At 47.0% G+C, this 23411-nt stretch carries 18 protein-coding genes and 2 riboswitches; of the genes, 13 read left to right on the top strand and 5 right to left on the bottom strand.

Features of this window, described 5'->3' with window-relative positions:
* Positions 1-8: 8 nt before the first annotated feature.
* Complete coding sequence (locus V6668_RS23260; RefSeq protein WP_338706876.1) at positions 9-2036, bottom strand: leucine-rich repeat protein; 2028 nt, start codon at positions 2034-2036, stop codon at positions 9-11.
* Between the two features lie 238 nt (positions 2037-2274).
* Here V6668_RS23260 and V6668_RS23255 point away from each other — a divergent pair, with 238 nt between their 5' ends.
* The 8 genes from V6668_RS23255 to ptsP all read left to right on the top strand — a co-directional run bounded on the left by V6668_RS23255 (position 2275) and on the right by ptsP (position 11970).
* Positions 2275-2862 (top strand): MSMEG_1061 family FMN-dependent PPOX-type flavoprotein, encoded by a 588-nt coding sequence (locus V6668_RS23255; protein WP_255319957.1) that lies wholly within the window; start codon positions 2275-2277, stop codon positions 2860-2862.
* A gap of 92 nt (positions 2863-2954) precedes the next feature.
* The gene (locus tag V6668_RS23250) at positions 2955-4118 is read left to right on the top strand and encodes an iron-containing alcohol dehydrogenase (RefSeq protein ID WP_047844049.1); all 1164 of its coding nucleotides are present in this window, start codon (positions 2955-2957) and stop codon (positions 4116-4118) included.
* A 278-nt stretch (positions 4119-4396) separates the two neighbouring features.
* Positions 4397-4933: a hypothetical protein gene (locus V6668_RS23245; RefSeq protein WP_017686844.1), complete on the top strand. Its 537-nt coding sequence runs from the start codon at positions 4397-4399 to the stop codon at positions 4931-4933.
* A gap of 63 nt (positions 4934-4996) precedes the next feature.
* Positions 4997-6553 (top strand): flotillin family protein, encoded by a 1557-nt coding sequence (locus V6668_RS23240; protein ID WP_338706875.1) that lies wholly within the window; start codon positions 4997-4999, stop codon positions 6551-6553.
* 165 nt (positions 6554-6718) lie between these two features.
* Entirely contained in the window at positions 6719-7573 is an 855-nt protein-coding gene (gene glcT, locus V6668_RS23235) for a glucose PTS transporter transcription antiterminator GlcT (RefSeq protein WP_047844046.1), read from the top strand.
* A 287-nt stretch (positions 7574-7860) separates the two neighbouring features.
* Positions 7861-9912: a glucose-specific PTS transporter subunit IIBC gene (ptsG, locus tag V6668_RS23230; RefSeq protein WP_036617007.1), complete on the top strand. Its 2052-nt coding sequence runs from the start codon at positions 7861-7863 to the stop codon at positions 9910-9912.
* 77 nt (positions 9913-9989) lie between these two features.
* A complete protein-coding gene (locus V6668_RS23225; RefSeq protein WP_036617010.1) occupies positions 9990-10265 on the top strand; it encodes an HPr family phosphocarrier protein in 276 nt (91 codons plus the stop codon).
* Positions 10258-11970 carry a phosphoenolpyruvate--protein phosphotransferase gene (gene ptsP, locus V6668_RS23220; protein ID WP_047844045.1) on the top strand — a complete coding sequence of 571 codons (1713 nt, stop codon included), beginning with the start codon at positions 10258-10260 and terminating at the stop codon, positions 11968-11970. Before V6668_RS23225 ends, ptsP begins: the two co-directional genes overlap by 8 nt.
* Positions 11971-12207: 237 nt before the next feature.
* Here ptsP and gcvPB read toward each other — a convergent pair whose 3' ends face one another.
* The 3 genes from gcvPB to gcvT all read right to left on the bottom strand — a co-directional run bounded on the left by gcvPB (position 12208) and on the right by gcvT (position 16273).
* Entirely contained in the window at positions 12208-13647 is a 1440-nt protein-coding gene (gene gcvPB, locus V6668_RS23215) for an aminomethyl-transferring glycine dehydrogenase subunit GcvPB (protein WP_036617511.1), read from the bottom strand.
* Positions 13648-13784: 137 nt separating this feature from the next.
* On the bottom strand, positions 13785-15140 hold the full coding sequence (gene gcvPA, locus V6668_RS23210; protein ID WP_338706874.1) for an aminomethyl-transferring glycine dehydrogenase subunit GcvPA: 1356 nt from the start codon (positions 15138-15140) through the stop codon (positions 13785-13787).
* Complete coding sequence (gcvT, locus tag V6668_RS23205) at positions 15137-16273, bottom strand: glycine cleavage system aminomethyltransferase GcvT (RefSeq protein WP_076329157.1); 1137 nt, start codon at positions 16271-16273, stop codon at positions 15137-15139. Before gcvT ends, gcvPA begins: the two co-directional genes overlap by 4 nt.
* A 217-nt stretch (positions 16274-16490) precedes the next feature.
* Positions 16491-16591: riboswitch (glycine riboswitch) on the bottom strand.
* 3 nt (positions 16592-16594) lie between these two features.
* Positions 16595-16717: riboswitch (glycine riboswitch) on the bottom strand.
* Positions 16718-17060: 343 nt separating this feature from the next.
* On the opposite strand from gcvT, the gene gcvH reads away from it, so the two are divergent.
* The 5 genes from gcvH to V6668_RS23180 all read left to right on the top strand — a co-directional run bounded on the left by gcvH (position 17061) and on the right by V6668_RS23180 (position 23041).
* On the top strand, positions 17061-17453 hold the full coding sequence (gcvH, locus tag V6668_RS23200) for a glycine cleavage system protein GcvH (protein ID WP_047844042.1): 393 nt from the start codon (positions 17061-17063) through the stop codon (positions 17451-17453).
* A gap of 419 nt (positions 17454-17872) precedes the next feature.
* The gene (locus V6668_RS23195; RefSeq protein ID WP_100529086.1) at positions 17873-19327 is read left to right on the top strand and encodes a PTS mannitol transporter subunit IICB; all 1455 of its coding nucleotides are present in this window, start codon (positions 17873-17875) and stop codon (positions 19325-19327) included.
* 38 nt (positions 19328-19365) lie between these two features.
* Positions 19366-21468, top strand: a complete 2103-nt coding sequence (locus V6668_RS23190) for a BglG family transcription antiterminator (RefSeq protein WP_036617027.1) — start codon at positions 19366-19368, stop codon at positions 21466-21468.
* Positions 21465-21899, top strand: coding sequence for a PTS sugar transporter subunit IIA (locus V6668_RS23185; protein ID WP_017686856.1), 435 nt, complete (start codon positions 21465-21467; stop codon positions 21897-21899). Before V6668_RS23190 ends, V6668_RS23185 begins: the two co-directional genes overlap by 4 nt.
* Positions 21896-23041: a mannitol-1-phosphate 5-dehydrogenase gene (locus tag V6668_RS23180; RefSeq protein WP_338706873.1), complete on the top strand. Its 1146-nt coding sequence runs from the start codon at positions 21896-21898 to the stop codon at positions 23039-23041. Before V6668_RS23185 ends, V6668_RS23180 begins: the two co-directional genes overlap by 4 nt.
* Positions 23042-23103: 62 nt before the next feature.
* Here the strand turns inward: V6668_RS23180 and V6668_RS23175 are convergent, their stop codons facing one another.
* Positions 23104-23355: a cysteine-rich CWC family protein gene (locus V6668_RS23175; protein WP_338706872.1), complete on the bottom strand. Its 252-nt coding sequence runs from the start codon at positions 23353-23355 to the stop codon at positions 23104-23106.
* Positions 23356-23411 lie beyond the last annotated feature (56 nt).

Below are 23411 nucleotides of genomic sequence, written 5' to 3'. Positions count from 1 at the left end.
GAATATGATTAGTAACGGAGTTGTGAGCCAGTGGTTTGTTCTGTTGGAATTGAACGATAGATCAGGGCAGCCAGCTCGGCTCGGGTCAGGGAGTCATCCGGCCTGAACTGTCCGTGATATCCCACAACCATTCGAGTCTCGGCCAGTGTGGCTATGTAGTCGTGAGCCCAGTGGGAGGAGGGCACATCCTCAAAAGAACTCGTTTGGATCAGCGGCAGGTCCAGCGCGAGCACCAGAATTTTTGCTGCCTCGGCCCGTGTAAGCACCGCATCCGGATGGAAGAAATCATTTAAGCCGTTTGAAATATGGAATCCATCAATAAGGCCAACCTCTTGTAGTTGGGATATAGCTTCAAAGTAGGGATGTGTCGGCTCTACATCTTCAAAGGGAGTAGCCTTTCGGATTATCGGTAGCTCAAACGCTCCGTTGACTATACCAGCCATGTGTTTACGCAAGATTGGCTGATTAGGCCTGAATGTGGCATCGGGATAGCCCGTTATTAGACCACGTGCAGCGATACTTTCAATCATCAAGCGTGCCCAATGGGTTGAAATATCACTGAACACAACTGGGGTCAATGATATTGTTGGCACTTTAGGTTCAGGTTCAACTTTAAGTTTAGGTTCGGTTTTAAGTTCCGTTCCTGTATCAGGTTCCTGGGATGATGCGTCAGTAATAGAGCTACTGGTCCAGAAAGAAGGACTGCCACCATGGTTTTCAGAGCTATCAGTCTTTACCCATTTGGCATATAGTGTTATGTCCCGACTTACAGTATCTCGGTCAAAATTCCAGGGAAGAGATAATGCCGAATCTATGTACCATCCATCAAATGAAAACCCGCTCTTGCTGGGCTGAGTGGGAGGCGCTATTGCTTGATTATTCCTAGTAATAGTAGAGGAAACGGGGCTTCCGCCTTGAGAATCAAAAGAGACGGTCAAAGCGGAAATGGGATTTTCCTTATTCGTATATTTGGACGCAGTTGTCACTGAACTCGTCCACTTGGCGTACAGCGTGATGTCCCCAGTCACGGTATCTCTGGCAAAATCCCAGGGAAGGGAGTATATCGAATCCATGTACCAGCCTTCAAACAAAAACTCGTCCTTGGTAGGCTGAGTGGGAGGTACAATGGTTTGCCCATAAGTGGCTTGAGTGACCGCAACCGGGGTCCCTCCATTGGAGTCGAAGGAGACGACCATATTCAATTTTTGAAAGGGAATGCTATAAAAGTTAGCGAAGTTTTGAGCCTCTGAAGGATCAAAACCCGTAATAATAAGGGATGAGTTACCATCAAACGCTAAGAAACCAATTGACAAGACACTAGCTGGAATGAAGATAGTCGCCAACCGATTGTCCGCAAATGCCATCGCCCCGATAGAGGAGACACTATCCGGAATGACGACAGAAGTCAGTTGATTGTCCATAAATGTAGCATGTCCAATGGAAGAGACACGATTTGGAATAACAATGGAAGTCAGCTGGTTAGATGCAAACGCCCAGTATCCAATAGTTGAGACATTCTCTGGGATAACGACAGTAGTCAGTTTATTGTTTGTAAATGCACTATTTCCGATCGACATAACAGTCTCGGGAATAACGACAGAGGCCAGTTGGTTGTTAGTGAATGTGGAGTTCCCAATTGTGGATACACTGTCCGGAATGACGACAGAGGTTAGCCGGTTGTATGCAAATGCCAAGTCTCCAATAGTCGTGACAGTCTCTGGAATGACGATAGAAGTCAGTTGATTGATTTCAAATGCCCTTTCTCCAATAGTGAAGACGGTATGCGGAATAACTACAGAAGTCAAATGATCGCTGTAAAATGCTTTTTCACCAATAGAAGTAACTGGTTGACCGCCAATGGTTTCGGGAATAATGACATCTTTCGAAGTGCCCACATAGTCGTTTATTGTGATTCCATGAGCATTAGCGCTCGTTATGAAGTCTTTTTCTTTATTCGGCTCAGCATACATAGCCATCTGTCCCCAGGGTACGAGGAACATTAGCAGAGCAAAGACGAAGATGCTTGCTTTTTTCAATCCAATAACCTCCTTATATTTATATTAAGAATTTTGAAGTTCTTTTGGTTACAGTACAACTGTTAGATGATATTAACAATACTGAATCTCCAATAGGTGACCCGAGGGGACATGGGGGCGCGGTATTTGAATGACGGCACTCATATTCGTTCTCAGAAATGGAAGATGTCAGTTCCCGCATGTATAATGGTGGAAAGCCATTGAATACATAACTCAATGAAGAAACGGGGACGAATAATTGGAAAAGAAGGCATTGAATATTCCGTTGATTACAGATGCTGAGGAACTGCAAGGCATGGTGGGTGAACCGCATGAACATGTGCGTAACAAGGCAATTTCATTTGTGGATTCACATGTTCAGAACTTTCTATCCATGTCACCGTTATTTTTCCTCTCCACCTCCGATCGTGATGGAAAAAGTGATGTGTCACCTCGGGGTGATGGAGCAGGATTTGTGAAAGTCTATGATACATATCGGCTCGTTTATCCCGAACGCCCAGGCAATCGGCGGATAGACTCGTTGTTAAACATGTTGTCGAACCCTGGTATTGGTATGCTCTTTTTGATTCCGGGTATGAATGAAGTGCTGCGTATTAATGGCACAGCATCCATTACTAAGGATGAGGAATTCATCGCCAGTATGGGCTGGAGTGGTAAAACCATAGGTGCGGCTGTCATTGTAGATGTGGAAGAGTGTTTTATCCATTGTCCGCGGGCATTCAAACAGGCTGGATTATGGGCCACAGAAACATGGGTGGATGCTGAGAATTTGCCTTCATCTAGCGAGATGTTTCGAGCTCATTTGGAGATTAACGGGTTGTTATAAAGTGAGTGACTATCGATTTGTTTTTCTATAAACAGGGTACTATAATTGGAGTTGCACAAAAATACTAAACTCCATTGGAGGCGACAATAGATATGAGATCTTTCCAATTCTATAATCCAACCCGGCTGATTTTCGGCAAAGGACAACTGGAAGCATTAAAGACAGAAGTGCCGAAATACGGTAAACGGGTTCTGCTTGTATATGGTGGCGGCAGTATCAAACGCAGTGGTCTGTACGATCAAGTGATCGGTTTGCTTAAGGAAGCTGGAGCAGAAGTGACTGAACTGGCAGGTGTGGAACCTAACCCACGTCTTTCTACGGTGCATAAAGGGGTAGACCTCTGTAAAACAAATAACATCGACCTGATCCTCGCTGTAGGTGGCGGCAGTGTACTGGACTGCTCCAAAGCTATCGCTGTAGGTGCCAAATATGATGGCGATATGTGGGATTTTGCTCAGCGCAAAGCCGTGGCACAGGACGCTCTTCCACTCGGTACCGTATTGACCATGGCGGCAACTGGTTCGGAAATGAACTCCGGTTCGGTTATTACGAATCAGGATACACAAGAAAAATTGGGCTGGGGTAGCGCATACTCATTCCCTGCATTCTCTATCCTGGATCCAGTGAATACATACACTGTTCCACTGGACCAAACGGTATACGGCATGGTGGATATGATGTCCCACGTATTGGAGCATTACTTCCATCTGGATGCCAATACACCGGTTCAACTCGGTTTCTGTGAGACGATTCTGCGTACTGTCATGGAAGCAGCGCCTCGTCTGGTTGAAGACCTGGAGAACTATGAACTGCGCGAAACAATTCTGTATTGCGGAACAATGGCACTGAATGGCGTGCTGAATATGGGTCTCGCAGGAGATTGGGCAACACATAATATTGAACATGCGGTATCCGCAGTGTATGATATCCCACACGGCGGTGGACTTGCAATCTTGTTCCCACACTGGATGAAACATAACCTGGACGTGAATGTGGATCGATTCAAACGTCTGGCAATTAATGTATTCGAAGTGAACCCTGAAGGCAAGTCGGACAGACAGATTGCCGAAGAAGGTATCGATGCGCTCAGCAAATTCTGGACATCCATTGGTGCCCCTAACCGTTTGGCTGATTACGATATCGATGATAGCCAGATCGACGTAATGGCAGACAAAGCGATGCTGTTTGGACCATTCGGTAATTTCAAGAAACTGCAACGGGAAGATGTTGTATCCATCTACAAGGCTTCTCTGTAATTCTATAATCACTGCAAAGTGAAAGGACACATCAAGTTGTCCAATAACCGCAAGTCTCCTTCATGGGGGCTTGCGGTTTTTTCATGTATTCGGGCTGTACACGTGAATAATGGAGAAACATGAAGCAAGGAGAACAGAATGTCGTGATAATACCCATTATCGGGTTCAGAATACATTTGAGGAAAGATTTTGAAACATTTTGATGTTAGTTACGTATTTATTTACATGTGGAATGCTCAGTTAGGATGAATTTGCGGCAGAGAGAGGAGGAACAGGGGATGGAGACAATTTATTGGGGGTGTCTGATCGGAGGAGCAATATTTGCGGTTGTCAGCCTTGTGCTGGGTGACTTGATTGACGGCTTGCTGGACGGAGCCTTCGAAATGCCAGGTCTTGATTTTTTCAAACCCGTAGTGCTAGCTGGTTCCATTACAACCTTCGGTGGGGCAGGCATTATGCTAACACGTTATAGTTCATTAAGTGCCATGTCGGGTCTAATATTATCCCTGCTTATAGGTATTGCTGCAGCCATGCTGGTATTCTTCGCATATATCAAACCGATGCGTAACAGCGATGTCTCGATTGCATTTTCAATGAAAGAGTTATCTGGGAAAATTGGGGAAATTACCATTCCGGTGCCGGAAAAAGGTTTTGGCGAAGTGATGATTCGTTTTGCTTCCGGCAGTACGATTCAAACGGCATCCAGCTTTGAACACCTCCCCATTGCGGCGGGAGCACGTGTAGTTGTGGTGGATGTTGTAGATGGTGTACTGCGTGTGTCGGAATGGGATGAAAATGTACTTAAAGATTTATAAAGTATTCTTATCACCTAAGTAGTTTAAGCACTCATCATGAATGAATAAGGGGAGAGATGTGGAATGGATAATTTGAATTTGAATTGGGATGTATTGCTGATTCCTATAGTTGTAGTCGGTGTCATTCTAATTTTAGGTTTGGCTTTCTGGGCGAGATACAAAACGGTTGGACCAGACGAGGCGATGATCGTTACGGGATCATTCCTGGGCAGCAAAAATATCTCCGATGATGATTCTGGCCGAAAAATTAAGATTGTTCGTGGTGGCGGTGCATTTATCCTGCCGATATTCCAGCAATCCGAATTTATCTCCTTATTGTCCCACAAGCTGGATGTCTCCACACCTGAAGTGTACACGGAGCAAGGGGTTCCGGTTATTGCTGACGGTGTAGCTATTATCAAGGTTGGAGGCGCTGTAGAAGACGTTGCTACGGCAGCTGAGCAATTCATCGGTAAACCTGTAGAAGCGCTGAGAAGCGAAGCACAGGAGGTACTGGAGGGGCATTTGCGGGCCATCCTCGGTACAATGACGGTGGAAGAAGTATATCGGAACCGGGATCGGTTTGCGCAAGAGGTTCAAGGTGTAGCAGCTAGAGATTTGAAGAAAATGGGCCTTCAAATTGTTTCATTTACCATCAAGGATGTTCGTGATAAACAGGGCTACTTGGATGCTCTCGGTAAACCGAGAATTGCTGCTGTGAAGCGTGATGCCGAGATAGCTGAAGCGGAAGCGATGCGTGATGCACGTATTCAGAAGGCCAATGCGGAAGAGCAGGGTCAAAAAGCAGAGTTGCTGCGTGATACCAATATCGCTGAGGCAGCCAAAGAGAAAGAACTGAAAGTAGCCACGTTTAAGCGGGATCAGGATACAGCCAAAGCGGAAGCCGACCAGGCTTACCATATCCATGAAGCTCGTGCGAGACAGACCGTGGTGGAAGAAGAAATGAAGGTTGAACTCGTTCGTAAAGAACGTGAGATTGATCTCCAGGAAAAAGAAATCGTCGTACGTGAGAAGCAATACGATGCCGAAGTGAAGAAAAAAGCAGAAGCGGATCGTTATGCGGTAGAGCAGGCTGCCGAAGCGGATAAAGCCAAAAGAATGCGTGAAGCCGATGCAGTACAGTATTCCATCGAAACACATGCCAAAGCAACAGCTGAGCAGAAGCGACTTGAAGGTCAGGCCATGGCGGATGCGGAACTTGCCAAAGGTACAGCAGATGCAGAAGTTATTCGTTTGCGTGGTCTTGCAGAAGCAGAAGCAAAAGAAAAACTGGCCGAAGCGTTCCAGAAGTTTGGCGAAGCAGCTGTACTCGATATCATTGTCAAAATGCTGCCTGAACTGGCTGGTAAAATTGCAGAGCCAATTGCATCCATTGATAAACTGACGGTGGTAGATACAGGTAAAGGTGAAGGTGCAGCACGAGTGAGTAACTATGTTACTGAACTTATGGCGACCGCTCCAGAGATGCTCAAAAGTGTATCCGGCATCGATGTAGAGCAGCTGATTAAAGGCCTTACGAAGTCTAAAACACCTGCGCCAGATGCCATTCAACAGAGCGAGGCTGTTACAACTCCTTCGATAATCGACAAGATTGTGGAAAGAGCTGGAGTTGAAGAGTAAGAAGCACTTCGAATCTTGCATGGTTGCTCTATTGACCTTAAGGCGAATTTTTGTTACTTTTTAAGCGAGACGTCCGGCGCGGTTTGCCCGCTCCGGGTGTCTTTTCGTTCGTAACAGGGTGTGACTTAATCACACCTAAGATGGTGTGAAAAAGAGGTGCAAACAATGAGCAGCTTGCATGTAGATAAAGCGCTAAATAATAATGTAATCATTGCACAGCATCCAGAACACGGGGAAGTCGTTGTTATTGGTAAAGGCATTGGCTTTAACCGAAAACCGAGTGATCACATTCCATTGATGGCTGTGGAGAAAATGTTCATTTTGAAAAACCAGCAGGAGCAAGAGCAGTACAAACAGCTTCTTCCACAGGTGGATGAAGCACTGATCGAGATTATTAACGAAGTTATTACGTATATTGCAGAGCGTACGGACGTTCCTCTGAATGAACATATCCATATTGCATTAACCGATCACATTTCTTTCGCGTTAAAACGCAAGGAGCAGGGCATTATCATACAAAATCCATTTTTATATGAAACCCGCGAGATTTACCCTGAAGAATATCGAATGGGAGAATACGCTGTTCGTCTGATCAAAGAGAAAATGGGTGTAGATCTGGGGATGGACGAGATTGGTTTTGTTGCCCTCCATATCTATAGCGCAATGACCAATCAAAATATATCCCAGGTACGTGAGCATTCACAATTGATCACTGATTTGGTGAACCTGGTGTCTGATCAACTCGATTATTCGTTTGAAACGGAATCGCTGGATTACTCTCGTTTGCTGACTCATCTTCGGTTCGCCCTTGAGCGTGTTCGCCGTGGAGACAAAGTGGAAGAGCTTCATAAGTTGGATTCCCTACTTAAGTTAGAGTATCCCGAAATGTACTCGCTTGCATGGAAACTGACCAAAGTAATGGAGAAAAGACTGAAACTGCCGGTTTATCCTGCGGAAGTAGGTTATCTGACCATTCATCTGCAAAGGCTGAATCAGCGGAAGGAAGAAGAGAATAAGTGAGATCATTCCAGTGATGGAATGCGGAATTTGTTTTTTTGGTGTAAAGGCTTGCAATAGATTAGAACTGGTGCTACAATGGTTTCCGTAATCAAGCAACTGAATAAACATAAGCGACGTGTTACTGACTCGATCAGGCATGAGTTAATTAAAGTGTGATTGTTCTTTCCTTGTACAGGGTATGCTATACCCCAAGGTTGGCACAGTTTACTTTATTAATTCATGCCTTTTTTTGTGTTCCCTTGCTTGCATCACAACATATAAATTAGACGAAAGGGAGAAACGACGCGATGTTCAAAAAGCTTTTTGGTGTATTGCAAAGAGTAGGTAAAGCTCTCATGTTGCCTGTAGCCATTCTACCTGCGGCAGGTTTGCTGCTTGGAATCGGTAACATGCTGGTTAATCCAGATTTCTTGCAGTATGTAACGGCGCTCGACACCCCTTGGGTGAACTCGATCGCAACAATTATGATGAACGCAGGTCAGATCGTATTTGATAATCTGGCATTGTTGTTCGCCGTCGGCGTAGCTGTCGGATTGGCTGGTGGCGAAGGGGTTGCAGGTCTTGCAGCGATCATCGGTTACCTGGTCATGAATGTTACATTAGGATCTGCGGTAGGTGTTACTCCAGCAATGATCGGTGAAGTACCGGGTTATGCCAGCATCTTGGGTATCCCAACATTAAGTACAGGCGTGTTCGGAGGTATTATCATAGGTATTGCCGCCGCGCTATGTTACAATCGGTTTTTCAAAATCGAACTGCCGTCTTACCTCGGTTTCTTTGCAGGTAAACGTTTCGTTCCGATTATCACATCGGTAGTATCCCTTGTAATCGGGTTGCTTCTGGTGATTATCTGGCCTCCGATTCAAAATGGACTGAATGCTGTATCTCACTTCATGGTAGATACAAGTCCGACCTTGTCGGCGTTCATCTTTGGAGTTGTGGAACGGTCATTGATTCCGTTCGGTTTGCATCACATTTTCTACTCCCCATTCTGGTTTGAGTTTGGTGAGTATGTGAATAAAGCCGGAGATGTTATTCGTGGGGATCAGAAGATTTTCTTCAGCCAGTTACGTGATGGCGTTGCTCTCACAGCAGGAACATTCCAAGTTGGTAAATTCCCGTTCATGATGTTCGGTTTGCCAGCAGCGGCACTTGCGATGTACCATGAAGCAAGACCGGAGCACAAAAAGTATGTTGCAGGGATCATGGGTTCAGCTGCGCTGACCTCGTTCCTGACAGGGATTACAGAGCCACTTGAGTTCTCGTTCCTGTTTGTAGCACCAATCCTGTTTGCAGTACACTGTATCTTTGCAGGTTTGTCTTTCATGACCATGCAAATTCTGGGTGTAAAGATCGGTATGACCTTCTCCGGTGGGTTCATTGACTTCCTGATCTTCGGGATTATTCCGAACCGTACACCTTGGTGGGACGTTATTATTGTCGGATTGGTTCTTGCGGTGATCTATTACTTCGGTTTCCGGTTTATCATTCGCAAATTCAATCTCAAAACACCAGGACGTGAAGATGCAACGCCTGAAACCGAATCTGGCGGAGGCTCTGGTTCAACGGATGACCTGCCACATAACATTCTCGAAGCTTTCGGTGGCAAGGAAAATATCAAACATCTGGACGCTTGTATTACTCGTTTGCGGATCGAAGTTAATGAGAAATCCAATGTGAAAAAAGATCGTTTGAAACAATTGGGTGCATCTGGTGTCCTTGAAGTGGGTAATAATGTTCAAGCCATCTTCGGAACACGTTCCGACACGATCAAATCTCAAATGCAGGATATTATCGCAGGACGAACACCAGCACCAACGCCAGCAGCTGCCAAACCAACTCCTGAAGAGGAAAAGGCACAAGGTGAGCAAGGCGAGCGCATTGTTGCTGAGGATATCGTCATGCCAGTCAATGGTGAATTGCTGGACATTACAAACGTACCTGATCCGGTCTTTGCTGAGAAAATGACAGGTGATGGGTTCGCAATTTTGCCACATGATGGTACGATAACTTCTCCTGTGTATGGTAAAGTGTTTAATGTATTTCCAAGCAAACATGCCGTGGGCATCATGTCCGATGGTGGCAAGGAAGTGCTTGTTCATATAGGCGTTAATACGGTGAAGCTGAAAGGTCAAGGCTTTAACGTACTGGTACAGGAAGGTGATCTGGTATCGGCAGGTCAGCCGATTATGGAAGTGGATCTGGAGTATGTCAAAGCAAACGCTCCTTCGATCATTTCTCCAGTTATTTTCACCAACCTGCCAGAGGGCTCCACGGTAACTCTGAAGAAGAGTGGAGTGCTGAAAGTTGGCGAACAGCCAATCATTGAGATAAAATAAGAAGTGTTACGATGATGGCAAGCAAGTGTAAATATATGCAATGCCTAAACCAAACTACTGAAAGTGAGATGATTGTAATGCAACAAACATTCAGAATTACAGACGAAGATGGTATCCACGCACGTCCGGCGACAGCCCTGGTTAATACAGCAAACAAATTCAAAGGTGCAGAATCCTTTGCAGAAGCTAACGGTAAAAAAGTAACTTTGAAATCCATCCTGGGTGTTCTTTCCCTCGGATTGGAACAAGGCGACACTATCAGCATCATCGTTGAAGGCGAAGGCGAAGCTGAAGCTCTTCAAGCTTTGACTGACGTTATGGTTAACGAAGGGTTGGGCGAAATTAATGCTTAATGTCTCCGGGATCGCGGCTTCGGCGGGTATTGCTATCGCCAAGGCGTTTATCTTGGAGCATCCTGACTACTCTGTAGAAAAACGCCAAATTAACGACGTTGACGCAGAGATCGCGAAACTCGACTCAGCTCTGGGTAAATCCCAGGCTGAGCTTGAGGCGATCAAAGAGCGTACTTTACAAGAGCTTGGCGAGAAAAAAGCAGAGATTTTTGCTTCGCATTTGCTCATTCTGAATGACCCGGAACTAATTGATCCGGTTAAAGCTAGAATTGCGGATGACATGATCAATGCAGAATTTGCTTTGAACGAAACGGCATCGCAATTTATCTCCATGTTTGAGAACATGAAGAGTGCTTACCTGCAGGAACGTGCTGCAGATATGCGTGACGTTACCAAACGTGTGCTAAATCACTTGCTTGGTATCGACTTCATGAGTCCCGCTGAGATCAATGAAGAAGTGATTGTGCTTGCGGAGGATCTAACACCTTCCGACACGGCTCAATTGAACCGCCAATTTGTTAAAGGTTTTGCAACCAACATTGGTGGACGTACTTCTCACTCGGCAATTATGGCTCGCTCTCTTGAGATTCCGGCTGTTGTTGGAACCAAGGACATCTTGGCTCAAGCGAAACAAGGCGATATGATTATTGTTGACGGTCTGGATGGTCACGTACTGGTTAACCCTACTGATGAAGTTATTGCTGAATACCGTGCCAAACAGGAACAGTATGATGCACAACGTGCAGAGTGGAGAAAACTTCGTGATGAGCCAACGGTAACGGTGGACAACGTTCATGTTGAACTTGCAGCTAACATTGGTACACCAAATGACGTAACGGGTGTTCTGGAAAACGGCGGCGAGGCTGTAGGCCTGTACCGTACCGAGTTCTTGTACATGGGCAGAGACAAGCTTCCTTCCGAAGACATTCAGTATAATGCTTACAAAGCGGTACTGGAAAAAATGGAAGGCAAACCTGTCGTTGTTCGTACACTCGACATCGGTGGAGACAAAGAGCTTCCATACCTGGATCTGCCAAAAGAAATGAATCCATTCCTCGGCTTCCGCGCAGTTCGTCTGTGTTTGGACCGTCTGGATATCTTCCGTACACAATTACGTGCATTGCTGCGTGCAAGCGTACATGGAAACCTGCGTGTCATGTTCCCAATGATCGCAACACTCGGTGAATTCCGTGAAGCAAAAGCTGTCTTGCTCGAAGAGAAAGAAAAGCTGGTTGCTGAAGGTATTGCTGTTTCTGACAGCATTCAACTCGGAATCATGGTCGAAATTCCTTCGACTGCAGTTCTGGCGGATCAATTTGCCAAAGAAGTGGATTTCTTCAGTATCGGAACGAACGATCTGATTCAATACACGATGGCTGCTGACCGCATGAACGAACGAGTGGCTTATCTGTACCAGCCTTACAACCCAGCCATTTTGCGTTTGGTTAAAATGGTTATCGATGCAGCGCATCGTGAAGGCAAATGGGTTGGCATGTGTGGTGAGATGGCAGGAGACGAAACAGCAATTCCATTGCTGCTTGGTCTTGGATTGGATGAGTTCAGCATGAGCGCAACCTCCATTCTGCCAGCTCGTAGTCAGATTACCAAGCTGTCCCGTGCGGATATGCAGGAACTGGCTGCTAAAGCTCTGGATATGCAAACGGCTGAACAAGTTGTTGAATTGGTTCAAAGCATTCAAGCGTAATTTTGCCGGGGTTTCCTCCGGATTTGAGGTTTTTCTTTTTCCGATAATGAGCTGTATTGATGCAGCGATTTTGCCGGTATCCGCTGTTACAGCGGGTACTGGCTTTTTTTGTTGCTCGAACGTATAGGAATTAGAAGGGGAGTACGAGGAGAAAGGTCCTGTAATGTCTAGCCAAAAAAATGCTCTTACTGGTGTAGTTAACATCAGCAAGAGCATGATTAGTAATACACGTAGTGCTTAACTGCAGGCGCAGTTCAGTACAGGTTTGCGGGCAGCGGTGGTCTCATCGAGTCGAGTAACCGGTGTGCCATAAGGTGCGTTGAGTACCAATTCAGGTGTCTCTTCCGCTTCTTTGGCAATCCGTATCATCGTATCAATGAACCCATCCAACGTTTCTTTACTTTCGGTTTCTGTCGGCTCGATCATGATGCATTCCTCCACGTTGAGCGGGAAGTACACTGTCGGCGGATGATATCCAAAATCAAGCAATCGCTTGGCAACGTCAAGTGTGCGCACACCATATTGCTTCAACCCCCGACCAGACATGACAAATTCATGTTTGCATACACCCGGATACGGAATCTCGTAGTAAGGTGCGAGACGGGCCATCATATAGTTAGCATTGAGTACCGCACATTCAGATACACGGCGCAATCCTTCCGGTCCATAGGTACGAATGTAGGCATAGGCACGTACCAATATACCGAAGTTACCGTAGTAGGCTTTCACCCGGCCAATGGATTGATCGCCTTCACGATCGAATGCATACATACCATCATCATTCTTGATCACCATTGGTTTAGGCAGGAACGGAACCAGGCGATTCTTCACACCAACTGGTCCGGAACCTGGTCCACCACCGCCATGAGGTGTACTCATCGTTTTGTGCAAGTTCAGATGCACCACGTCAAAGCCCATATCACCCGGACGGGTAATGCCCATAATGGCATTGGAGTTGGCTCCATCGTAGTACAACAAGCCACCAGCCTGATGTACGATGGATGCAATCTCCTGAATGTCTTTCTCAAACAGACCAAGTGTATTCGGGTTTGTCAGCATCAATGCTGCCGTATCCGAACCGACTGCTGCACGGAGTGCGTCCAGATCGACCAGTCCGTCTGCGCGGGATGGAATCGTCACCGTTTCAAATCCTGCAACGGTTGCACTTGCCGGGTTGGTACCATGCGAAGAATCGGGCACGATGACTTTGGTACGTTGTTCGCCACGACCTTCGTGGTAGGCACGAATCATCATAAGTCCAGTCCATTCTCCATGGGCACCAGCGGCTGGTTGCAAGGTCACAGCATCCATACCTGTCAGACCTGCGAGGTCGTTTTGCAACGTATATAACAGTTCTAGTGCACCTTGAATGCTGGATTCATGCTGGTACGGATGGATTTTGGCGAATCCATTATAACGGGCAACATCCTCATTGATCTTCGGATTGTATTTCATCGTACAAGAGCCAAGTGGATAGAATCCGTTATCTACGCCGAAGTTGCGGCGGGACAACGCAGTATAGTGTCGAATAACATCTACCTCAAACACTTCCGGCAGTGCCGCTGCTTCCGAACGGAGCATTTCCCGGGGAATCAACGTATCGGCAGCCTGACGAGGAACGTCACATTCTGGCAAGGAATAAGCGACACGTCCAGGGCTGCTGAGTTCAAAAATCAATGATTGTTCAGGAGCAGGAGATAAGGTCTGTGCACTAAATGTTGTATCCTTCTCAGGTTGAACCGAAGTGGAGACAGAGGTACCTGTTTCCGATTGTCCTTGTACCGATGTTGTCGTTGTCGTCGTCGTTTCCTGAGTCACAGCGATCCCTCCAATGCTCGTGCGAATTCGTCAATCTCTTCCTTAGTGCGCCGTTCGGTAACAGCAAGCAGCATATGTCCGGCAAGCTCTGGATAATCACGTCCGAGTTCGTAGCCACCAATAAAGCCTGCATCCAGCAGTTTCAATTGAAGAGCATCCACATCTGTTCCCTCAGGAAGCTGAATAACAAACTCATTAAATGTTGGTGCATTAAAAGTAAGGCTAACTCTAGGAATCGCAGTTAATGTATTGAGGGTGTAATGACTCTTTTGCAAATTCAGATCCGCGACATCGATCATGCCCTGTTTACCCATGATAGACATATACACAGATGCGCTGAGTGCAAGCAAAGCTTGGTTGGAACAGATGTTGGATGTCGCCTTTTCGCGGCGGATATGCTGTTCACGTGCTTGCAGTGTGAGTACAAAACCACGCTTGCCGTTGCGATCCGTGGTCTGGCCTACGATTCGGCCAGGAATTCGGCGCATATGAGGCTGGGATACAGCGAAATATCCGCATGTTGGACCGCCGAGTGAAGCGGCGATGCCGAGGGGCTGCGCATCACCTACAACGATGTCGGCACCCAGCTTGCCTGGGGCTTCCAGCAGACCCAGCGATAGCGGGTTGGCACTTACAACGAGCAGGCCCTTGTGCGCATGCACGAGGTCGGCAGCCTGCTTCACATTTTCCACGGCACCAAAGAAGTTCGGACTCTGGATCATGACAGCAGCGGTATCGTCGGATATGGCTGCTTGCAGGGCATCCCAATCAGTGACGCCATCCTTATAACCAATCTCGACAATCTCCAGACGGAGTCCGTGCGCATATGCCTGCAATACCTGACGGGCTTCCGGATGAACGGTACGGGATACGATAAGCTGTTTGCGACGTGTTGCTGCTGCGGCGAGATTACCGGCTTCCGCAAAAGCTGTTGCGCCGTCATACATGCTGGCATTGGCTACAGCCATACCGGTTAATTCACAGATGTAGGATTGAAATTCGAAAATGGCCTGTAGTTCACCTTGGCTGATCTCAGGCTGATAAGGTGTGTAGGCAGTGTAAAACTCGGAACGGGAAATGACATGATTGATGACGGAAGGAACATGATGATCATATATGCCAGCGCCGAGGAAGCTGGCGTGTGTTTCGAAATTGGCGTTGGCGCCGGCTTGTTTGGACATGTGACGTGTCAGCGCATATTCATCAAGTTTGGAGGATAAGGGCAGCTCGCCCTGATAACGTATCTCTTTTGGAATGTCCTGAAACAGATCCTCCAGCGTATCTACACCGATGGTTGCGAGCATGGCGCTCTGATCTTGCTCAGTCATGGGAATGTAACGGTGCTTGCTCATGCTTGATCAGCTCCTTGAGTAGGTGTCTTCGACGTACGTGTCCGTTTATGAAAAGGGGTCTTCACGACCTCGGCTCTTAATTTCTTGCCGCGGATCTCAATCTCAAGCGGGGTTCCCAGCGCAGCGTATTTGCTGTCGATGAGGGCAAGCCCCAGATTACGTTTCAATGTAGGTGATTGCGTACCTGTTGTCACTTCACCAATCCGTACGCCTTCGGCGTAAATCGGATAGTGGGGGCGGGGAATACCGCGCTCCAACACTTCGATGCCGACCAGTTTGCGGGCGGGCCCGTCAGTTTTTTGCTGTAACAAGGCTTCGTGTCCGATAAAAGGTCCGGCATTCAGCTTCACAAACATACCTACGCCAGCTTCGAGTGGAGAGATAGTTGCCGACAATTCCTGTCCATACAGAGGGAGCTTTGCTTCAAAGCGCAGTGTATCCCGGGCACCAAGTCCGGTTGGTACGAGTCCGTGACCTTCACCGGCTTGCATTAATCCATTCCAGACCACAGCAGCCTGGTCCGCAGGAACATATAGTTCAAAGCCATCTTCACCGGTATAACCGGTACGGGACAACAGTAATTTTACTCCACATACTTCAGCATCCTGCACAAAACGAAACGGTTCAATCGAGGATAGATCCGTATCTGTAACTTTCCCGATAATGTCTACAGCCAGTGGACCTTGCAAGGCGAGCAGCGCTGTCTGCTCCGAATCATTGGTCATGCTCACGCCAGGGATCAAGTGCTCTTGCAGCCACGCCCAATCCTTGTCGATGTTGGAGGCGTTAACCACAAGCATATAATGCTGATCTTCCAGCTTATACACGAGCAGATCATCCACCACACCGCCATTTGGATAACACATCAGGGTGTACTGGGCTTGACCGGGAACCAGCGTGGTCACATCATTGGTCATCATTTGTTGCAAAAAAACTTCAGCCTGCTCACCCTGTACTGTGAATTCGCCCATATGGGATACATCGAACAGTCCCGCGCGCTCGCGTACTGCTTCATGTTCTTTCTGGATTCCGCTAAATTGTACCGGAAGCTCCCAGCCTCCAAAATCAATGCACCGTACGCCTTCGTATTGCTGATACAGTGGGAAGAGTGGTGTTCTAAGCAAATCGGACATCAAATCACCTCGTCATGGGCCGTCAGCCGGCCGGATATACAATCGTGGATCAATGAACCAGGGTGTTTTTAAATTTTCAGCTAGATATTTTCATCACATAAGTATGGTAAGGGCAGCTATGGCAGCGCCGTTCTACATCCTGTTTTTCGTTTTTTGGGAAAAAGGAAAAGGACAGGCCAAAGAATCGGCATGCCAAGTAGCACGCTGTATTCTAAGGCTCTGTCCCTTGTACCTGAGAGTTACCCCGCTGCGTTGCGCAGCAGGTTTCCCCTTGGGTGATCATAACGCCCGCACAGGGCGAATAGATGCTCTCCAGAGTTGCGTCCCGTAAAAGTCCTTTTGCCTGAGAGATTCACCCCCGCTTATCGGTGGTTTACTCCTTCGGCGTTACCTCATGTACATCCCGAATCGGGTGTCACGGGTAATCTCTCCCTTTACATTCATCCGCGGGTATAACATAGTCCAATAAACACATTTACTCCTCTCATTAAAACGTGAATCCACTACTGATGTCAAGAACGATATCATAGATAATGATTTAAAACCGAATATTTAATTTATTTTTTATTTTATTGTTCGTGTATTTAAAAAGACTACGCTTACTATTCTAATATTCACCAGTATATGAAGAAAGAGTGTAATCCGGTTACAGGATTTAGAGGTGTTCAGCAAATAAATTGTGAGGTATCTTGACATTTGATTCAAAAATGTCATACGCTATGTTCTGGGAAAAAGGTTAAGGTCAAAGAACGCATGTACTCATTAATGAAAAGCGAGGCGGATATCGATGAGCGAATTGAAAAGTGATTTCCTGTACAGTGAAGAGCACGAATGGGTGCAAACCGTAGGGGAGGATACTGTACGTATTGGCATTACCGAGTTCGCGCAGCATCAGCTGGGTGACATTGTGTTTGTGGAATTGCCTGACCTTGAAACCAATGTAAAAGCAGAGGACAGCATTGGAACGATCGAATCGGTCAAAACGGTGTCGGACTTGTTCTCTCCCGTCACTGGTTCAATCATTGCGGTGAATGATTCGTTGCAGGACTCCCCTGAACTTGTGAACAGCTCTCCTTACGAGGAAGGCTGGATGATTGAGATCCGTGTTGAGGGAGATCTGACAGCAGCATTGTCTACATTGATGAATGCAGACGCGTATCGGAAACATACGGAAGAATAGTATCAACGAACTTGTACTTATTAACATATATTTTATAATTAAATGATATGAGCTTCATATTGTTTCGACCTGTGTGAGCCGGATGCTTGCACAGGTTTTTTGTGCTTTCCAAGAATGGTTTTGAATGTGGAATGAAGCAGATTGTGGATGTAAATCACCTGATTGGACCAAGCTATAGTTTAGAAAATGATTCTGGAAATGACAAAAGTCATAGGCAAGAAAATCCTTGTGTACCAATGGGTTCAGCCATTATGCATCAAGTAAAACGATTACATAACCTAATGTTGTCATCATTGTTCATGACGAAAGTACGCTTTCATTTCATTGAACAGGAGAGCATTCTCGCTTAGGATTACAGCAGGGGAGAAATGATACCCCTTTCATAAATCATAATCACTTGATCCAAGGAGGATAATACAATGAGTAATTTGGACCAATCGTCCAATTCCAAAGGTGGGCTACGGGTAGGTGTTCAGCGTTTTGGCCGATTCCTGAGTGGTATGGTCATGCCGAATATGGGAGCGTTCATCGCCTGGGGATTAATTACGGCTCTGTTCATTCCAACAGGCTGGTTCCCTAACGAGACGCTTGCGCAGCTAGTCGATCCGATGATCAAATATTTGCTGCCACTGTTAATTGGTTACACCGGGGGTACGATGGTGCATGGTCAGCGTGGTGGTGTCGTGGGTGCCATTATGACCATCGGGGTCATCGTGGGTAGTGATATCCCGATGTTCCTCGGTGCCATGATTGCCGGACCACTGGCAGCATGGATTATCAAAAAGTTCGATAAATCCATTGAAGGTAAAATTAGAGCCGGATTTGAAATGCTGGTTAACAACTTCTCAGCTGGTATTATTGGCGGGATCTTGGGGATTTTTGCGCTACTGGGCATCGGGCCTGCTGTAGAAGCGATTAGCAAAGTATTATCTGCCGGTGTACAGGGCTTAATGAATCTTGGTTTGCTGCCGCTGGTCAACCTAATCATTGAACCAGGTAAAGTATTGTTCCTGAACAATGCAATCAACCACGGGATTCTTACACCAATTGCAACAGATCAAGCGAGAGAATTAGGGAAATCCGTATTATACATGCTTGAATCAAACCCGGGTCCGGGACTTGGTATCTTACTTGCTTACTGTTTCTTCGGACGCGGAATGGCCAAATCTTCTGCACCGGGTGCCGTAATCATTCATTTCTTCGGGGGCATTCATGAGATCTACTTCCCTTACATTCTGATGAGACCGATTCTGATTCTTGCCGCAATTGCGGGTGGCGTCGCAGGTACATTAACATTCATGCTCACCGGAGCAGGACTTGTTTCAGCACCATCACCGGGTAGTATTATCGCGTATTTCTTCTTAACACCAAAAGGTGGATACCTGCCGATGTTCGCAGGGGTGCTTGTAGCAGCCGTCGTTTCTTTCCTGGTTGCAGCAGTGTTGCTGAAAACGGGTAAACAAAAGGACGAAGATCTGGAGTCCGCATCCAGTCGGATGAAAGACATGAAGAGTCAAGGAACCGTGCCAAACGCTGGTATTACGGCTAATCAACGTGAAGCAGACAGAGCCGCAGATATGGCTTCTTCTACAGTCAAAACAGACGTGAAGAAAATTGTCTTCTCCTGTGATGCAGGCATGGGGTCAAGTGCCATGGGTGCTTCCATTCTACGCAAGAAGATGAAGGCAGAGGGGATTGACGTTACGGTGACCAATACGGCTATCAGTGATATCCCACCGGATGCAGACGTGGTGATCACACAACAAGTATTGACCGATCGTGCCCGCTCCGTTGCACCGAATGCAGAACATATATCCATCGACAACTTCCTAAAAAGCCCGGAATACGATGCGCTCGTTGAACGTCTAAAGTAATTGCACGCATTTGTTTTCCCTGAGCCGGAGGCTGAGATATGAGTATTACCAAAAGACAACGTGAAATCGTGGAGTTCTTGCTAGAGCATCCACATGAAGTAACAGCCGGCGAAATCGCCGTTGAAGTAAAGGTCAGTACCCGAACGGTTCACCGGGAGCTGCAAATGATTGAACAATGGCTTGAACCTTTGGGTATGAAGCTGGAAAAAAAATCAGGAACCGGTATCCGAATCGATGCCGGTTCCGATGATCTGGCTGTATTGCGCCAGCAACTAGAGGGTAAAGAATATGTAGAGTTTACGCCAGAAGAGCGTAAGCTCTTCATGCTTTGCATCCTGCTGGATGAACCGGAGCCTGTAAAGTTACTCGCCTTGGCTTCGGATCTGAAAGTGACCGTATCCACCGTAACCACTGATCTGGACGATCTGGAGTCACGAATTCGTCAGGCGGGACTAAAGCTGGTTCGCAGACGAGGATATGGCGTCAAGATTAACGGAAGTGAGACGATTCATCGCACAGCCATAGCTGCACTTGCTCTGGAATTTCTGGATGAGTCCGACCTGTTCGGAAGACAGCCAGAACAGGGAGGCTCCATCGTAAACCAAAAATTGTTGGATATGATTGGACACGGTGATGTGCTTACGGTCGAAAATGCATTATGGCAACCAGACATCGAATGGCTGGAGAACATCCCGGAACGCCAATACATGAAGTTGCTGATTCAATTATCCGTAGCGGTTGTACGTATTCGTAAAGGCTCTGGCATTGGCCGTATACCTCCCCTGGAGAACAATGGAGATGAAGTCGCAGAGCAGGATGAGATGAAGGTTCCACCTTATATGGCTTCCCGCTTGTGTGGTGTGTTATCGACCCAGCTGGGGCTGACATTCTCCCAAGATGAGCAAGCTTATTTTCACAGACTATTAGTTGAGACAGAGCAGCGGATTCATTCTTCGCGGCTGTTGCCAATAGACGATTTGATTTTACTGGACAGGGTACATTCACTGATTGATCAGATGCAGGCGAGAACGCATTACGCCTTTCATGAGGATCGTTTGCTTCGTGAAGGTCTGCTTGGTCATATGCAACCTGTCATGGAGCGAATTGAAGGACAACAGATGATTCGTAACCCGCTACTGCAGCAGATTCGCAAGGATTATGATTCCCTCTTCGAAGAGGTCAAACAATCCGTGCATCAAGCTTGGCCAGGTACAGACGTTCCGGATGAAGAAATTGGTTTCCTGGTCATGCATTTTGGGGCTTCCATCGAGAGGTTACGTGCATTGAAACGGGAGATCAGGGCGATCATCGTGTGTACAAGCGGAATCGGCTCATCACGTATGCTCTCCAGCCGACTGTCCAAGGAGATTCCCGAGATTCGGATCATGGATAGCGTGTCCTGGTATGAAGCTGCCCGGATGCCTACAGATCAATATGATCTGGTGTTATCCACTGTTGATCTGCCGATGGATGAGCATCAGTATTACAAAGTGAGTCCACTGCTTACGGCAGAAGAGAGCGAACGTCTGCGTCATTTTATCCGAACAACAACATTACAACGACAGCATAATAAACCCCGTGAAGCCGAGGTTCAGACGACAAGTCGTTACTCGGACCCGGATGGAATGGAAGCTATTTTAGTTGAAATCGTCCGAATTATTGGCAAGTTTCAGGTGTATCCGTTGGATAACCAAGATATCGGTTTCTATAAAACCGTATATGCGATGTGCAACGTACTCCATGGATCTGGTGTGTTGAAGGAACCGGGGGAGATCGCAAAACGGTTGGAGGCACGTGAGGCAGTGGGGAGTCAGAAGATTCCCGGCACAAGACTTGCGCTGTTTCATACACGCAGTGAGGGGATCTACAGGCCGTCCATTAGCTTGTTTCAGCTCACTGAGCCACTCCTTCGTACGCCGGATGATCCGGCAGGAGTTACCCATGTCCTCTTGATGCTCGGTCCCAGAGAATTATCCAAGGAAAGCCTGGAGGTTCTCAGTGAGATCAGCGCCCTGTTATTACAGGAGGAAATGATTACATTGCTGGAAAAGGGTATCAGGGATGAACTCATTCATTACCTGTCCCAGGAACTTGTTGGATTTTATCGCAGTAAAACCGAAATTGGAGGTCAACCATTATGAGTATGTTAACAACAGATAAAGTCATCATGAATGCGACGGCTCAGGACAAATACGAAGCGATTCGTATGGCAGGACAGATTCTAAAGGATGCGGGACATATTACCGCTGATTACATTGAGAAGATGATTGAACGTGAAGAGATTGTCTCGACCTATGTAGGGAACGGTCTGGCTATTCCGCACGGTACAAAGGAATCCAAAGCTTTCATTTTATCGACAGGTATCTCTGTCATTCAGTATCCACAGGGTGTTGATTTTGGCGAAGAAAAAGCCTATATGGTCATTGGTATCGCGGCTCAAGGCGGGGAACATATGGAGATCTTGACTAGCATCGCGGTGATCTGTGCTGAGGATGAGAATATGGAGGCCCTGCGTCTGGCGAAAACAGCCGAAGAAGTTATTGCTATTCTGGAAAGTGAAATGGAGCTATGAAGGCCTTACACTTTGGCGCAGGTAACATAGGACGTGGGTTTATCGGATTGATTCTCTCCCGTGCAGGGTATGAGGTGATTTTCTCTGACGTGAATCAGACCTTGGTAACAGCTCTCCAGCAACGGGGGCAGTATACGGTGGAACTGGCCAACGAGAGCAAGGATCAGGAGACCGTCACAGGTGTAAATGCAATCAATGGAACCCAGCTGGAGACGGTTGCCCAAACCGTGGTGGAAGCTGATCTGATTACAACGGCGGTGGGCGTAGGCGTGCTGAAACATATTGCACCAGGTATTGCAAAGGGACTTGAGAAAAGGTTGAATTCGGGTCCGGCACAAAACCCGCTTCACATTATCGCTTGCGAGAACGCCATTGGAGCCAGTAGGCAATTGAAAGAGCATGTATATGCTCTGCTTAATGAAGAGGTACGTTCTCTTGCAGATCAGTATGTCTATTTTCCAGACTCGGCCGTAGACCGAATTGTGCCTATTCAGCATCATGAAGATCCGTTGCATGTACAGGTGGAGCCTTTTTACGAGTGGGTGGTGGATCGTTCCCAGATGGCTCCTGCATTCAAACCGGTTGAAGGCATTGTATATGTCGATGATCTGGAGCCGTATATCGAACGGAAGCTGTTCACGGTTAATACAGGACACTGCGTTGCAGCATATATCGGTAATGTGCACGGGTATGACACGATTCAGAAGGCTATTGCCGACGAGAAGGTGAAATCGATTGTATACGGTGCTTTGCAGGAAACTGGAAAAGTTCTAGTGAAGCGTTTTGCATTCAACCCGGAAGAACATGAGCAGTATATTGTCAAAATATTGGGACGATTCGTAAACCCGTATCTTACTGATGAGGTTACTCGTGTTGGTCGTTCCCCGCTGCGCAAGTTGTCTCCAAATGATCGTCTGGTTCGTCCGGCCCTTCAGGCCTATGCGGATGGAAGCGAAACAACTTATCTGGCTATGGGCATGGCAGCAGCCTGCAAGTTCGATGTCTCCGATGATCCGGAAGCAGTTGAACTGCAGGACATGATCCGCCAGAAGGGGATTACAGCTGCACTCCACCATTATACGTCCATGGATGAGCATCATCCGGTGCTTGAACAGGCTGTTGCCCAGTATAACCAAATGTAAGAGCAGTGGTAGCGAGGCTAACAGTCTAGATAATGCATAATAGAAGAAGAGCCATACAGTTGTTAACTGTGTGGCTCTTCTTTTGGTTGGCTTTTATTGGCATAGTCGTCCAAACAGCGTTGACATATGCACGATTTTCGGCGCTGCTCTGCGGGAATGCGGTCAAATACACCTTCGGGGAAAGTAGCCCGGTTACACCAGCATTCCGAATGAGGATGTCCTGCGGCATAGGAACATCGATTAGCTTCCCCGCATAATGGGCAGACAAGAACATCGATATTGCTGCGCTCTTGGTTGTCTTGTTCTGCAGACATTGGGTTCTTCCCTCCCTGTGAATAGCTACGAGCTGAAGTTAAACATACTGGTCCCA

The organism is Paenibacillus amylolyticus, assembly GCF_036894225.1.
GTDB classification, from domain to species: domain Bacteria; phylum Bacillota; class Bacilli; order Paenibacillales; family Paenibacillaceae; genus Paenibacillus; species Paenibacillus amylolyticus.
This window is presented reverse-complemented; position numbering and strand designations above follow the sequence as displayed.

What these genes read in the sequence shown, in the direction of transcription:
- V6668_RS23250 (WP_047844049.1), top strand. Translation starts at nt 2,955, where the DNA reads ATGAGATCTTTCCAATTCTATAATCCAACCCGGCTGATTTTCGGCAAA.
- V6668_RS23245 (WP_017686844.1), top strand. Translation starts at nt 4,397, where the DNA reads ATGGAGACAATTTATTGGGGGTGTCTGATCGGAGGAGCAATATTTGCG.
- V6668_RS23240 (WP_338706875.1), top strand. Translation starts at nt 4,997, where the DNA reads ATGGATAATTTGAATTTGAATTGGGATGTATTGCTGATTCCTATAGTT.
- glcT (WP_047844046.1), top strand. Translation starts at nt 6,719, where the DNA reads ATGAGCAGCTTGCATGTAGATAAAGCGCTAAATAATAATGTAATCATT.
- ptsG (WP_036617007.1), top strand. Translation starts at nt 7,861, where the DNA reads ATGTTCAAAAAGCTTTTTGGTGTATTGCAAAGAGTAGGTAAAGCTCTC.
- V6668_RS23225 (WP_036617010.1), top strand. Translation starts at nt 9,990, where the DNA reads ATGCAACAAACATTCAGAATTACAGACGAAGATGGTATCCACGCACGT.
- ptsP (WP_047844045.1), top strand. Translation starts at nt 10,258, where the DNA reads ATGCTTAATGTCTCCGGGATCGCGGCTTCGGCGGGTATTGCTATCGCC.
- gcvPA (WP_338706874.1), bottom strand. Translation starts at nt 15,140, where the DNA reads ATGAGCAAGCACCGTTACATTCCCATGACTGAGCAAGATCAGAGCGCC.
- gcvT (WP_076329157.1), bottom strand. Translation starts at nt 16,273, where the DNA reads ATGTCCGATTTGCTTAGAACACCACTCTTCCCACTGTATCAGCAATAC.
- gcvH (WP_047844042.1), top strand. Translation starts at nt 17,061, where the DNA reads ATGAGCGAATTGAAAAGTGATTTCCTGTACAGTGAAGAGCACGAATGG.
- V6668_RS23195 (WP_100529086.1), top strand. Translation starts at nt 17,873, where the DNA reads ATGAGTAATTTGGACCAATCGTCCAATTCCAAAGGTGGGCTACGGGTA.
- V6668_RS23190 (WP_036617027.1), top strand. Translation starts at nt 19,366, where the DNA reads ATGAGTATTACCAAAAGACAACGTGAAATCGTGGAGTTCTTGCTAGAG.
- V6668_RS23185 (WP_017686856.1), top strand. Translation starts at nt 21,465, where the DNA reads ATGAGTATGTTAACAACAGATAAAGTCATCATGAATGCGACGGCTCAG.
- V6668_RS23180 (WP_338706873.1), top strand. Translation starts at nt 21,896, where the DNA reads ATGAAGGCCTTACACTTTGGCGCAGGTAACATAGGACGTGGGTTTATC.
- V6668_RS23175 (WP_338706872.1), bottom strand. Translation starts at nt 23,355, where the DNA reads ATGTCTGCAGAACAAGACAACCAAGAGCGCAGCAATATCGATGTTCTT.